At 74.3% G+C, this 12,791-nt stretch carries 11 protein-coding genes and 1 tRNA gene; 8 read left to right on the forward strand and 4 right to left on the reverse strand.

Translation table 11 applies throughout. The features are described from left to right. Positions 1 to 1,047, reverse strand: a 1,047-nt coding sequence (locus tag D6689_18195; GenBank protein ID RMH38862.1) for a serine/threonine protein kinase, incomplete at its 3' end; no start/stop codon positions are given. Further along, positions 1,044 to 2,348, reverse strand: coding sequence for an FHA domain-containing protein (locus tag D6689_18200; GenBank protein ID RMH38912.1), 1,305 nt, complete (start codon positions 2,346 to 2,348; stop codon positions 1,044 to 1,046). The genes D6689_18195 and D6689_18200, both read right to left, overlap by 4 nt. Positions 2,349 to 2,468: 120 nt before the next feature. On the opposite strand from D6689_18200, the gene D6689_18205 reads away from it, so the two are divergent. After that, positions 2,469 to 4,214, forward strand: a complete 1,746-nt coding sequence (locus tag D6689_18205; GenBank protein RMH38863.1) for a hypothetical protein — start codon at positions 2,469 to 2,471, stop codon at positions 4,212 to 4,214. Next, the gene (locus D6689_18210; GenBank protein ID RMH38864.1) at positions 4,211 to 5,116 is read left to right on the forward strand and encodes a hypothetical protein; all 906 of its coding nucleotides are present in this window, start codon (positions 4,211 to 4,213) and stop codon (positions 5,114 to 5,116) included. Before D6689_18205 ends, D6689_18210 begins: the two co-directional genes overlap by 4 nt. Before the next feature lie 21 nt (positions 5,117 to 5,137). Here the strand turns inward: D6689_18210 and D6689_18215 are convergent, their stop codons facing one another. Continuing rightward, entirely contained in the window at positions 5,138 to 7,036 is a 1,899-nt protein-coding gene (locus tag D6689_18215) for a chloride channel protein (GenBank protein RMH38865.1), read from the reverse strand. A gap of 173 nt (positions 7,037 to 7,209) precedes the next feature. Here D6689_18215 and D6689_18220 point away from each other — a divergent pair, with 173 nt between their 5' ends. The 6 genes from D6689_18220 to D6689_18245 all read left to right on the forward strand — a co-directional run bounded on the left by D6689_18220 (position 7,210) and on the right by D6689_18245 (position 11,326). After that, entirely contained in the window at positions 7,210 to 8,211 is a 1,002-nt protein-coding gene (locus D6689_18220; protein ID RMH38913.1) for a threonylcarbamoyl-AMP synthase, read from the forward strand. Further along, entirely contained in the window at positions 8,208 to 9,425 is a 1,218-nt protein-coding gene (locus D6689_18225; protein RMH38866.1) for an ATP-grasp domain-containing protein, read from the forward strand. Before D6689_18220 ends, D6689_18225 begins: the two co-directional genes overlap by 4 nt. Further along, positions 9,422 to 9,925, forward strand: a complete 504-nt coding sequence (gene purE, locus D6689_18230; protein RMH38867.1) for a 5-(carboxyamino)imidazole ribonucleotide mutase — start codon at positions 9,422 to 9,424, stop codon at positions 9,923 to 9,925. The genes D6689_18225 and purE overlap by 4 nt, the downstream gene beginning before the upstream one ends. 59 nt (positions 9,926 to 9,984) lie before the next feature. Beyond that, complete coding sequence (locus D6689_18235) at positions 9,985 to 10,689, forward strand: hypothetical protein (GenBank protein RMH38868.1); 705 nt, start codon at positions 9,985 to 9,987, stop codon at positions 10,687 to 10,689. Between the two features lie 20 nt (positions 10,690 to 10,709). Next, positions 10,710 to 10,795, forward strand: a tRNA-Leu gene (locus D6689_18240). Between the two features lie 201 nt (positions 10,796 to 10,996). Further along, the gene (locus D6689_18245; GenBank protein RMH38869.1) at positions 10,997 to 11,326 is read left to right on the forward strand and encodes a hypothetical protein; all 330 of its coding nucleotides are present in this window, start codon (positions 10,997 to 10,999) and stop codon (positions 11,324 to 11,326) included. A 132-nt stretch (positions 11,327 to 11,458) separates the two neighbouring features. On the opposite strand, the gene D6689_18250 is transcribed toward D6689_18245, so the two are convergent. After that, the gene (locus D6689_18250) at positions 11,459 to 12,748 is read right to left on the reverse strand and encodes a hypothetical protein (GenBank protein ID RMH38870.1); all 1,290 of its coding nucleotides are present in this window, start codon (positions 12,746 to 12,748) and stop codon (positions 11,459 to 11,461) included. Positions 12,749 to 12,791 lie beyond the last annotated feature (43 nt).

Genomic DNA, 12,791 nt, shown 5'->3' on the forward strand with positions numbered 1-12,791 from the left:
CTCAAGGACTTCGGCCGCGCCCTCCCCGGGCACGGTCATCACGCCGCTGGCCCGCCCGCGACGCGCCGCTTCGGCCAGCCCCGAATCCACCGCGGCGAGCACGCCGCGCAGCCACGCCCGGTGGCGCTCGCGCTCGGCCGCCAGCTCGCGGCGCGAATACTCCACCAGCGACTCGCCGCCGGCCCGATCCGCCACCGCGTCGAGCGCGCGCGCGAACGCCTCGGCCGTCTGAAACCGCTCCTCGCGCCGTTTCGCGAGCCCTTGCAGCACCGCCTCGTCGAGCCCGTCCGGCAGCGGCCCGGCGATCGCCGACGGCGGCGGCACGTCGCGGTGCTCGATCATCCGAGCGACCGCGTAGACGGAGTCGGCGACGAACAGCGGCTCGCCCGTGAGCAGCTCGTACAGCACGATCGCCGCCGAGAAGATGTCCGTGCGCCGGTCGAGCGGTTCGCACTTGACCTGCTCCGGCGACAGGTACGGCGGTTTGCCCTTGATCGTGCCGAACTCGGTCACGGGCGCCTGGCGGCCGCGCGCCAGCGCGATGCCGAAGTCGAGCACCTTGACCTGGCCGTCGAAGCTCAGCATCAGGTTCTCGGGCGTGATGTCGCGGTGGACGACCTCGAGCGGGTTGCCGGCCAGATCCGTCAGCTCGTGGGCCGCGTGCAGCCCGCGCAGCGCCTCGGCCACGGCGCGCGCGGCGATCGCCGGCGGCGGTCGATGGTCGCGCAACCACCCGAACCGCACCCCCTGGACGTATTCCATGACGAGGTACAGCTCGCCGCCGTCGTCGCCGAAGTCGAGCACCTGCGCGATCGCCGGGTGCTGCAGGCGCGCGACCAGGCGCGCCTCGTCGAAGAACATGCGGCGCACCTCGTCGCGCTGGCGATACTCGGTGCGCACCGTCTTGATCGCGACCAGCTTCTCGAACCCGCCGGCGCCGACCTTGCGCGCCAGCACGACCTCGCCCATGCCGCCGGTCTTGAGCGCGTACAGCACCTCGTAGCCGCCGAGGCGGCGCCCGACGATCGGCAGCGGCGTGGTCGTCACGGCCCCTCGTAGATCCCGTGCTTGCGCAACAGTTCGCGGAAATGGCGGCGGTTGATCCCGGCGTGCTCGGCGGCCCGCGTGATGTTGCGGTCGTACTGCGCGTACACCGCCGCGAGGTAGCGGCGCTCGAACCCGTCGACCCAGCGCTCCTTTGCGTCCTTGAACGGCAGGCTGGTGTCGATGAATTCGGCCGGCGGGGCCGCATCCGCGGTGCCGAGAAACAGCCGCAGATCGCGAAACGCGGCGCCGCGCGGCCCCGACAGCGCCCACGCCCGCTCGAGCACGTTGCGCAGCTCGCGCACGTTGCCCGGCCACGCATAGCGCTGCAGCTTGTCGAGGTTCGGGCCGTCGATCGGCCCCGGATCGACGCCGCGCCCCTCGTAGAAGTGCGCGACCAGCTCGGGAATGTCCTCCGGCCGCTCGCGCAGCGCCGGGATGCGCGCGTGGACGACGGCGAGCCGGTAAAACAGGTCGAACCGGAACGTTCCCTCCTCCACCATGCGCGCCAGATCTCGGTTGGTGGCCGCGACCACGCGCGTGTCCACCGCGATGCGACGATCGCTGCCAACCGGCTGGACGGTCTGGTCCTCGAGCGCGCGCAGCAGCTTGGCCTGCGACGGCAGCGACAGCTCGCCGAGTTCGTCCAGAAACAGGGTGCCGCCCGACGCCTCGACGAACGCCCCCTTGCGATCGGCCACGGCGCCGGTGAACGCGCCGCGCACGTGACCGAACAGGTGCGAGTCGAGCAGCGTGTCGGTGACAGCGCTGCAGTCGACGACCACCAGCGGCACGTGCGCGCGCGGCGAGTGGTCGTGAATCGCGCGCGCCGCCAGCTCCTTGCCGGTGCCGGATTCGCCCTCGATGAGCACGGTCGCGTCGGTCGGCGCGGCGAGTTCGAGCACGGCGAACAGCTCCCGCATCGCGAGGCTGCGGCCGACGAGCCCGCCGAATCGCCGGCGCGGACTCGGCGGCACCGACGGCACCTCGGCCGGCACGATTCGCACGGCAGTCGCGCCGAACGTCACCGTCGCGCCGACTGGAATCACCGCCTCGGTGACGCGCGATCCCTGCCAGAACGTGCCGTTGGTCGACCCGAGGTCGCGCACGAACACGCCTTCCGGCGTCGCCCGCAGCTCCGCGTGGCGTCGGGACACCTGCGGGTCGTCGAGGATCAGGTCGCAGTCGCGCCCGGCGCCGACGACGATCGGACGCGCGCCGAGCGATGCCTGAACCGGCTCGGCCGCGCCGACGACCTGCACGACCCACGATCGCGGCGCGGTGCGCTCGCGCGTCGCGCGCATCGCGAGCCCGGTCTGCATCAGCGTCTTGCGGTCGACCGACATGCGTCCCCGCCGCAGGATAGCAACAACGCGTGCGCTGTGACACGCGCGCGCCGCGGCGCGGATGCTACGATGGTTGCGGTGACGACCCGCGCCTGGCGCCGTGCCGCCGCGCTCGCGAGTTTCTCGCTCGCCGCGTGTAACGATCCGGTGGTCCACGTGTCCATGCAACTTCCGGACGACCTGCGCGGCGCCCTCGCGGCGGTCACGCTCGACGTGATCGTGCCGCCCCCCGCCGAACCGTTCGACTGCGACGCGGTCGCGTTTCAGAGCGTGCCGCCCGACACGGTCGCGCTCGGCCGCGTCCAGCAGGTCGTGCTCACCTCCGCCGATCGGGTGCCGATCGAGGTGCCGCGCGAGGGCGACAAGCTGTTCGTCGCGCGCGGGCTCGACCGCCAGGACGATCCCGTGTTGGCGGCCTGCGCGTCGCTCGGTACGGTCGATGAGGACGTGTCGGTCGACCTCGTACCCGAGCCGGTCACGTTGCTGTCGCCGCCGTCGGTGGCGCTCGGCGATCCGCTTCCGTCGACGCTGCGCGCGACGGTCACCGACCTCGCCGGGCATCCGCTGGCCGGCGCGCCGGTCGTGTGGCGCGTGTACGGCCCGGGCGGTGAGGGCGAGCCGGGCGACGCGGTCACCGACGCGCAGGGGCGCGCCGAGCTCACCGTCGACGTACCGGCCGCGCCCGGGCCGGCGGCCGTGGTCGCGGCGTCGCGGTGGATGGCGGCACCGCCGGAACCGATCGTCGGATTCCGCGAGCCGGAGACCCTGTCCGTCCCGGTCCCCGTCGGCGTGCCCGCCCTGCCGCGCAACGCCGTGCGCTACGTCGTCGGCCGCATCGGACCGGCAGGCGAGCCGGGATTCGCCGTATTCGGCGAGCCGTCGGGCGGCGGTAGCGGCCGCGCCGTGTTCTTCGCCTACCGCGACGGCGATGCGTTCCGCACCGCCGAGTCGCCGCCGGTGCCGGGCCTGCTGGCGCTCGGCCTCGCCCGCGGCGCGGAGCGCGACGAAGTGTTCACGATCGTCGCAGACCGCTGGATCGAAATCCGCCCCGACGGCTCGCTGTCGGCCACCCCGCTGCCGACCTCGGGACTCACCGCGACCGAGATCCGTTCCGTGGGCGCGTGCGACCTCGGCGGCGACCCGGACGTGGTGCTCGCCCACGCCGGCGACCAGTGGGTTGCGCTCACCGCGGAGCGCGCGATCGCGGCGAGCGTGTTCGCGACGCCGCCCGACGGCGCCCAGGCGCTGCTCGGCACCGGCTGCGCCACCGCCACCACGGGCGCACTGCGTCGCGTCGCGCTGTACGCGGTCGACAGCGGGCCGCCGGTCGTGGTCGCCGACCTCAACGGCCGTCGCCAGACGGTGTGGCCGGTGTTCGGCCAGGCAGTCGGGTTCTCGCGCGCGTTGCCCGGCCGCGCGGCGCCGCTGCTCGGCGTCGAGGTAGACATCGACGGCTTCGCGATCGCCCGCTACGAGCTGGTCGCGTCCGGCGCCGCGGGCCTCGACTTGCAAAAGATCGGCGCGGACGACGCGATCACCGTGCCGGTGACGCCGGCCGGCGGCGACTTCGACGGCGACGGCGTGCTCGACGTCGCCGCGATCCTCGAATTCGGCCGCACCGACGACGACGAGACCGCGTTCCGCAGCCAGATCACCCTCGGCGTCACCCTCGGCGCCGGCGGCCCGCACCTGTCCGGCGTGTCGCGCGAGGCCCAGTTGCCCGGCCCGCGCCTGTTCGTCGCCGACGCGACCGGCGACGGCATCGACGACCTGTGGATCGCGTCGGCCGACGAGGTGGTGATCGCGCCGGGAGGCGCGCCGTGAGCCCCCGCACCGCGGTTGCCGCCGTCGCCGTCGCGCTGGCCGCCGGTTCCGGCGGATGTGCGCGCCGCGCCACGCCGACGCTGCCCGCGGCCGCCCTGCGGCCGCCGTGCGACGCCGGCACCTACTTCGACGGCCGCCGCTGCGCGCCGCGCGGCGACGCCGCGGACCGCATCGCGCGCGGCGCCGCGCTGCTGGCCGACTTCCAGGTCGACGCCGCGCTCGCGGAGCTCGAGGCGGCCCGCGACGGCGGGCCGTTGGCCTACGCCGATCACGTCCGGTTGTACGAACAACTTGGAATCGCGTACGCATATCTGGAACGCGACGACGACGCGCTCGCCGCGTTCGCGACGCTGTTGCGCCTCGATCCGGGCCACCTGCTGAGCTACACGTTGTCTCCGCGCGTCACGTTCCTGTTCGAGCGCGCGCGGCGCACCGCGGGCGAAGCGCCGGCGATCGACGTCCAGTGGCCCCGCCAACTCGACGTCGCCCGGCCGGTCCCGATCGACGTGGAGGTCGTCGCCGATCCCGCCGGGTCGCTCGCGCGCGCCGAGTTGTACGTGCGCGAGCGCGGCACCGGCGGCTTCCGCGTCGTCGACGTCCCGCTCGAGTCGCCCGGCCGGTACCGGCGCGTCATCCTGCCGCCGGCCGGCGGCGACCGACCCGCGACTCTCGAGGTGTACGCGACGGCGCTCGACGCCCGCGGCAACGAAGTGTTGGTGTGGGCCGGCCGCGATCGGCCGCGCGAGATCCCGCTCGGCTACACGCCGCCGACGCCCTGGTACCGCAAGTGGTGGGTGTGGGCGGTCGCCGGGACGACGGTGGCCGCCGCCACCGGCGCGACCGTGTTCGCCATCACGCGATCGCCGCCCGCCACGCTCGACGGCGACTTCTCGCTGCGCTGAACCGGCCCGCGCTGGCCGCCGTCACGCGGCCGTCGCCGGCCGCCCCGGCTCGCGTTCGTCCGCCAGTCGGCGGCGCAGCAGCTCCGCGTGGTACGCCGAGTACACTTGGTGTAGCGACAACACGCCGAGCACCTCGTCCGGCCGGTCCGGATCGATCACCGGCAGGCGGTCGTAGCCGGTCTGGACGAATCGGTCGAGCGCCGTGCGCAGGTTGTCCCCCGGCGCGACCGACACCAGCGGCGTCATCGCGTCGCCCACCACGAACACGTCCAGCACGTCCTGATCCGCCACCACCGCGCGCACGGCGCCGAGGGACGCCACGCCGGCGAGTCGGCCGTCAGGCCCGCGCACCACGAAGAACGAATCGGGGCTGTGCGCGCACCGGTCGAGAAACGTGCGCAGGTCCATGCTCGCCGGGATCGTCTCGGTCGCGCGCCCCTTGGTGTAGTGGCCGTCGACGCGCAGATCGGCGAGCACGTCGACCGTGAAATCCGCGACGTGCGCGGGGGATTCGAGCCGGTTGACGACCTGCTGTTCGTACAGCGTGACCCGCCGCAACAGCAGGACGGTGATCATCTCCGCGAACATCAGCGGCACGAGCAGGTCGTAGGAGCCGAACAGCTCCGACACGAGGATGATCGTCGCGATCGGCGCGCGCGACACGCCGGCGTACACGGCGCCCATGCCGACGAGCACGAACGCGCCGGGCTGGTCGACGATGCCCGGCGCCCACTCGTGAAACAGCAGCCCGAACGCGCCGCCCGCGAACCCGCCGACGAACAGCGACGGCGCGAACACGCCGCCCGACCCGCCCGAGCTGATGGTGAGCGCGGTCGCGAGCATCTTGGCGACCGCGAGCCCGAGCAGCAGACCGAAGCCGGCGTAGCCGACCGGCAGCTGGCGCAGCGGGTCGTCGATCGTGCGCAGCGCATCCTGCATCCACCCGTAGCCGCCGCCGAACACCCACGGCAGCGCGAGCGCGAGCGCGCCGACGGCCAGACCGCCGAGCGCCGGCTTGAGCCACGGCGGCACCGGCAGGCGGTCGAACACGCGCCGCTCCGTGCCGTAAAATAGTTTGATCCACAGCACGCCCAGCGGCGCGCACGCCAGCCCGAGCGCGGCGTAGAACACCAGCTGCTCCGGCCGGAACTCGTACGTGACCGGCGCGGCGAACAGCGAGCCCTGACCGAAGATCGACGTGAACACCGAGTAGGCCGTCACCGACGAGATCAGGCACGGAAACATCCCGTCCGACTCGAAGTCGTCGCGGTACAGCACCTCGAGCGCCCACAGCGCGGCGCCCAGCGGCGCCCGAAACAGCGCCGAGATGCCGCCCGCGGCGCCCGCGAGCAGCAGCAGGCGCCGCTCGCGCACGCCGAGGCCGAGCAGGTCGCTCAGGTACGAGCCGAACCCGGCGCCCATCTGCGCCATCGGCCCCTCGCGGCCGCCCGACCCGCCGGTGCCGAGCGTGAACAGCGACGCGAGCAGCTTGACGAACGGCACGCGCGCGCGGATGCGCCCGCGCTTGAAGTGAAACGCCTCGATCATCGCGTCCGTGCCGTGACCGCGCGCCTCCGGCGCGAACCGCCACGACAGCAGCCCGGCGCACAGCCCGCCGGCGGCCGGCACCAGCAGCACCAGCCACCACACCACCGGGCCCGCCGACTCGTGGGAAAACAGGTGCTCGCCGGCCCCGTACGGCGGATTGCGCAGGCCGACGAGGCGGTACAGCACGGCCGCCTCGGCCCACTCGAGCACGTAGAAGGCGCCCGCCGCGGCCAGCCCGGCGAACGCCCCCACGATCAGCGACAGCTTGGCCCACCGCCACAGCGACTGGACGTCGATGCCGCTCGTGATCGTCTCCAGGCGCCACGGCGCCAGCAGGTGGCCGAGCCGGTCGGATAGCTTGGTGCGGTCCATCGGGCGGGCGTGGGTCGCGACGGTACTCGACTGCCGGCCGAAATGCGACCGGACGGGCGCGCGGCGGCGACGGCCGCCGGCGGCGCGCCGGGCCGTCGCGCGCCGGCTCCCGGGTTTGCACGCCCCCGGTCTTGTTGCATGATGGCCGCCCCGTGACCCGGGCACCGCTGCAGATCGGCCTCGTCGGCGCCTCGGCGCGCGACATCGACGCCGCCGGCGCCGTGCTGCGGCGCGGTGGCCTCGTGGCCTTCCCCACCGAGACCGTCTACGGGCTCGGCGCGCGCGCCGACGACCCGGACGCGGTCGCGCGCGTGTTCGCGGCCAAGGGCCGGCCGGCCGACCACCCGCTCATCGTCCATCTGGCCGACGCCAGCTGGCTGGGACGCTGGGCGCAGGACGTGCCGGCCGCCGCGCGGGCGCTCGCCGCGCGGTTCTGGCCCGGACCGCTCACGCTGATCCTGCGCAAGGCCCCCGGCGTGCCCGCCGCGGTCACCGGCGGCCAGGACACCATCGGCGTGCGCGTGCCGGGCCACCCCGTCGCCCTCGCGCTGGTCGCCGCCGCCGGCACCGGAGTCGCCGCTCCGTCGGCCAACCGGTTCGGCCGGGTGAGCCCGACGACGGCCGAGCACGTCCTGGCCGAGTTCGGCCCCGCCGTCGACTGCGTCGTCGACGGCGGGCCGTGCGCGGTCGGCATCGAGTCGACCATCGTCGACCTCACGGGCGCACGACCGCGAATCCTGCGCCCCGGCGCGATCGGTGCGAACGAAGTGGCCGAGGTGGTCGGCGAGCCGGTGGAGGCCGCCGGCCGCGACGCGCCGCGCGCGCCAGGCCGCCTGCCGGCCCACTACGCGCCCGCCGTGCCGCTGCACCTGGTGGACGCGGCGGCCGTCGACCGCACCGCCGCCGCGCTGTCGCCGTCGGGGCAGCCGATCGCCGTGCTGGCGCGGCGCGACACCGCCGCCCCCGTCCCGGGCTGCCGCTGGTGGAGCTTGCCGCCCGAGCCGGCCGCCTACGCGCGCGTCCTGTACGCGCGCCTGCGCGACGCGGAGGCGGCGGGCTGCGTCGCCATCGTCGTCGAGCGGCCGCCCGGCGACCCGGCGTGGGATGCGGTCCGCGACCGGCTGGAGCGCGCCGCCGCCGCCACGGCTGCCCCCTCCGAAGGAGGCGCGCCGTGACCGCGGTCGGGCCGCGCCTCGGCATCCTCGGCGGCGGACAGCTCGCGCGCATGCTCGCCGAGTCCGCCATGCGACACGGCCTGCGCGTGGCGGTGCTCGCAGAGGCGGCCGACGCGCCCGCCGCCATCCCCGGCGTGGACTTGGTCCTCGGCGCACTCGACGAGCCCGCTGCGCTGGAGGCGCTGGCCGCGCGGTGCGACGTGCTGACCGTCGAAAACGAGTTTCTCGACCTGGATCGGCTCGGTGCGGTCGTCGCGCGCCACCCATCGGTGCATCTGCACCCATCCCGGCCGGCCATTGCCCTCGCGCAGGACAAGCTCGAGCAAAAGCGAGTGTTCTCGCGCCTCGGCATCCCGACCGCGGAGTACACCTTGGTGCGGGTGGCGTCGCTCGACGACGATCTGCGGCGGGCCGCCGGCCGATTCCCCGGCGGCTTCGTGCTCAAGTGGTCGCGATTCGGTTACGACGGGCGCGGCAACCGGGTCGTCGGCCGGCCGGGCGCCGCCGAGCGCGACGCGATCGCCGAGTTTTGTCGCGCGGGCGAGGCGGCCGGCGCGACGATCTACGCCGAGCGCCGCGTCGACTTTGCCGCCGAGGTCGCGATGGTGTCGACGCGCGCGCACGATGGCCGGCAGGTGTTCTTTCCGCTCGTCGTGAGCCGCCAGGACCACGGCGTGTGCCGCGAGGTGTTCGGCCCGGCCACGGCGTTCGGCGTCGCGGCCGACATCGAGCGGGATGTCGCCGGCCACATGGCCGCGCTCGCGACCGACCTCGACTACTGCGGCACCTTCGCCGTGGAGTGGTTCATCGACCGCGACGGCGCATTGCTCGCCAACGAGATGGCGCCGCGGGTGCACAACACGGGCCACTACACGTTGTTCGGCGACGAGCCCAGCCAGTTCGACCTCCACGTGCAGGCCGTCACCGGCCGGCCGCTGTCGGCGCCGGCCGTTCGCGACCCGTTCGTCATGCGCAATCTGCTCGGCCCGTTTTCGCTGCGCGGCGCCCATCCGTGCCCCGCTCCCAGCGAGCCGCCGCCGGCGGGCACGCTGCTTTACTGGTACGACAAGCGCACCGTGTCGGCCGGCCGCAAGATGGGCCACCTCACCGGCCGCGCCGCGATAGCCGGTGCCATCGAGCGCATGCGGGACGCGCTGCGCGACTACGAGCGCCGCTTCTGGGCGGGGCTGTCCTTCGAAAGGCAAGGAACATGACGACGACGCAAACCGACACTCCGCGCGTGGCGATCATCATGGGGTCGGACTCCGACCTGCCGGTGATGAAGCGAGCCGCCGATGCGCTCGACGAACTCGAGGTGCCGTACGAGATGTCCATCGTGTCCGCGCACCGCACGCCCAACGAGATGGCCGCGTTCGCGGCACGCGCGCCCGAGCGAGGCATCGCGGTCATCATCGCCGGCGCCGGCGGCGCCGCACACCTGCCCGGCATGGTCGCCGCGCACACGCCGTTGCCGGTCATCGGCGTGCCCGTGCCGATCGGCCACCTCAACGGGATGGACTCGCTGCTGTCGATCGTCCAGATGCCCAACGGCGTACCGGTCGCCACCGTCGCCATCGGGGCCGCCTACAACGCCGGCCTGCTCGCGGCACAGATCCTCGCATTCGGCGGCGCCGAGCCGGACCGCGCGCTCGCCGACCGCCTGCGCCGCTACAAGGACCAGTTGCGCGACAAGGTCCTGGCCAAGACCATCTGACCTGGGCGGCGCCGCCGTTTTTTTGGCTCGCCGCGCGATCGCTCGTACGCTGGCGGGTGATGGTGCGCGCGGCGGTTTTCCTCGGCGTGGCAGCCGCGGTGAGCGGCTGCGCGCGGCGGCCCGTGCCCTACCGCTTTCGCGCGCCGCTGGTCGACGGCGTGGCGGCCGCACCGGTGGCCCCGCGCCCGCAGCGCGCCGAGTTCGCGACCAGCCGGGCGATCACCCCGCCGGTGCCGCTCGCGCCGGAGACGCGCCGCCGGCGGGCGCCGCGCGCACCGACCGGGCCGGTATCGCCGGCTCGCGCAGCCCTGTACGCGCTGGTCGGCACTCGCGCCGGCGGCGACCCCGCTCGGTTCGCGGTCGCCGCGCTCGAACGGCTCGGACTGCGCCTCGCGCCGGAGGTGGCCGCAGCAGCGGACGGCCCGGCCCTGGTCGCCGCCGCGCGCGCGCGCGGCGCGCTGTTTCGCCGCGGGCCGGTCGCGCTCGGCGATCTGGTCGTGTTCGACGGGTTGCAAGGCGCCGGTCCGGCCGCCCTCGTGGGCGTCGTGACGGCGTCGCGCGCCGACGGGACGGTCGAGTTCATTTACCTCGGGATGGGCGTGGTCCGGCGCGGCTACGTCCACGTCGCGCGGCCGCGCGACCGCCGCGATCGCGACGGCCGCGTGCTGAACACGTGGCTGCGCGTGCGGCGCGGCCACTACGCCCGGGGGTTGGCGGGAGACGTGTTCTCGACGTATATCCGGCTCGATCGGCTGACGCGGTAGCGGCGACCGCCGGCGTTCGCGGGGCAGTGGTGGAACCGGTAGACACACGGGACTTAAAATCCCGGGCTCTTTGAGCGTGTGAGTTCGAGCCTCACCTGCCCCACCCGCGTCCGGCGCCGGCTGACACGGCGCCGGACGGCGGCATCGCCGCGCGCGACCGCCCGGGGACCGGCGCGGCCGCGCACCACGGCGGGTTTCCGCCCCCGCGATGCACTTTGTGCGCAACCGGCGCGCGCAACCCCCGATACCGGTCGTGCACCCGGCGGCGCCGCCACGCGCCGCCATCCGAACCACAAGGAGACTCACGATGCGTACCTTCCTGTTCTGCCTTCTCCTCGGCTGTCTCGCCCCCATCGCCGGCTGCGGCGGCGGCGACAGCCACCGATACGACAGCATTCGCGAGGCCGCCGAGGCGATGGGCGGCGCGCTGTGCAACCGCGCCGTGGAGTGCGGCGAGCTGTCCGCGAGCGACCGCAGAGCATGCACGAACGAGATCGTCGACTACATCTGCTCGCAGACCGCCTGCTCGGCGCGACCGTCCGGCACGAACGACGACATCGACGACTGCATCGACGACATCGACTCGATGAGCTGCAGCGCCGACGACCTGCCGAGTTCCTGCAACGGCGTCCTCTGATCCCGCGGCGTCTCGCCCTTCGTCCCCCCTCCCGGAGTGCGGGGCCGCTTCGGCGGCCTCGCGCTCCGCTTTTCGGCGGCCGCGCCGCGCGCACGTGGTGCGACTCCGGCGACCGCGCCCGACCCGCGCCGACTACCGCACGAACGCCGCGGCCGCGGGCGACAGGGACGCCGCGTCCAGGTTCGCCGGGCACGGCCCGTCGGGGACGTACTCGAACCACATCTGGCCGGCAGAGTCCACGCGCACGAGCGCGTGCCCCGGCAGCGGATCGTCCGTGAGCGGGTGCGCCTTCAGGTCGTCGTAGCAGTACAGATCCGGCCCCGGCACGACCTCGGCAGCCGCGCGGTTGCGCCGGCCCCCGTGTTCCGCCTCGTAGTAAGCGAGCAGCGACGCGTCCCACCCGAAGAACGCGTTGATCGCCTCGCGCGACGCATTCTCCACCGCCGGGTAGAAGCCGACGACCGGCGTCTGGTTGATGCGCGCGGCGTCGACGCCGACCTCGGCGCTGAACCACGGCCCCTGCAGCGCGCCGACCACGCCGAGTTCGAGCGTGCCGCAGCGCGGCTCGCGCGCGCCGCCGCGTGCGAGCAGTTCGTCGTACCCGGCCCGCAGCGCCTCGTCGCCGAAGTAGTCGTATGGGCACCGGGCGTACTCGAGGCCTTTCCAGAACTCCGGCGAACCGATCAGGTCGGCGGGCGGCGCGCGGCGGTCGGTCACTCCGAAGTCGAGCGCGTTGGCGCTCGTCGCCGTCGGGCCGCCCGCGGCGCCGAGCGGCTCGCCGGCGGCCACCGGCACGTCCCCCTGCCAGTCGCAGTCCATCGCGCCGTCGGGCTGCTCGTCGCAGCTCGCGTCGGCCAACAGAGCCGCCACCCGCGGTGCGTACGCGGTCACGTGGGAAAGCTCGACCACGACCGGCGCGTCGATGTCCGCCCCGCAGGCGGCCAGCAGCAAGCCGGCGTCGTAGGAGCCGTCGGGATTCCGGTGGTGAAACAAGCGAAACAGCGTGAGGTCGGCGGGCGCGCGGACCTCGGCGGCGACCGATCGATCCGCGAGCGTCTGGTACGTCTTGGGAATCGGAACCCCGCCCTTGTAGTTGCCCAGGGAACCGATCGGAATGATCGTCGCGATCGCGGCGAGGTCCATCGGCGGCACCGAGAACGCGAACTCCGCGCACGCCGCGCCGGCGTCGGATGACGGGCCGCCGCCCGACGCATCGGCAGCCGCCGGGCGCGCATCCCCGGCCGCGCCGTCGGCGGCCGCCGCGTCGCCGCCGCGACCGCGCCCCGCATCGGGCCCGCGACCGCCCGCGCCGTCCCCCGCGGCCCCGCCGTCGGCCGCGCAGGCCGCGGCCAGCGCGGCCGCGAGCGCCGCCAGCCGGCGCGCGGCGGCCGCCTTCCTTCGCGGCGTTCGGTCTTCGTCCATCGTCGTCTCCCGGCCCCGAGCGGCCCCTGCCCGCCACATCGAC

This window comes from Deltaproteobacteria bacterium (genome assembly GCA_003696105.1).
Taxonomy (GTDB): Bacteria; Myxococcota_A; Polyangia; order Haliangiales; family J016; genus J016.

What these genes read in the sequence shown, in the direction of transcription:
- D6689_18200 (RMH38912.1), bottom strand. Translation starts at nt 2,348, where the DNA reads ATGCGCGCGACGCGCGAGCGCACCGCGCCGCGATCGTGGGTCGTGCAG.
- D6689_18215 (RMH38865.1), bottom strand. Translation starts at nt 7,036, where the DNA reads ATGGACCGCACCAAGCTATCCGACCGGCTCGGCCACCTGCTGGCGCCG.
- purE (RMH38867.1), top strand. Translation starts at nt 9,422, where the DNA reads ATGACGACGACGCAAACCGACACTCCGCGCGTGGCGATCATCATGGGG.
- D6689_18235 (RMH38868.1), top strand. Translation starts at nt 9,985, where the DNA reads ATGGTGCGCGCGGCGGTTTTCCTCGGCGTGGCAGCCGCGGTGAGCGGC.
- D6689_18245 (RMH38869.1), top strand. Translation starts at nt 10,997, where the DNA reads ATGCGTACCTTCCTGTTCTGCCTTCTCCTCGGCTGTCTCGCCCCCATC.
- D6689_18250 (RMH38870.1), bottom strand. Translation starts at nt 12,748, where the DNA reads ATGGACGAAGACCGAACGCCGCGAAGGAAGGCGGCCGCCGCGCGCCGG.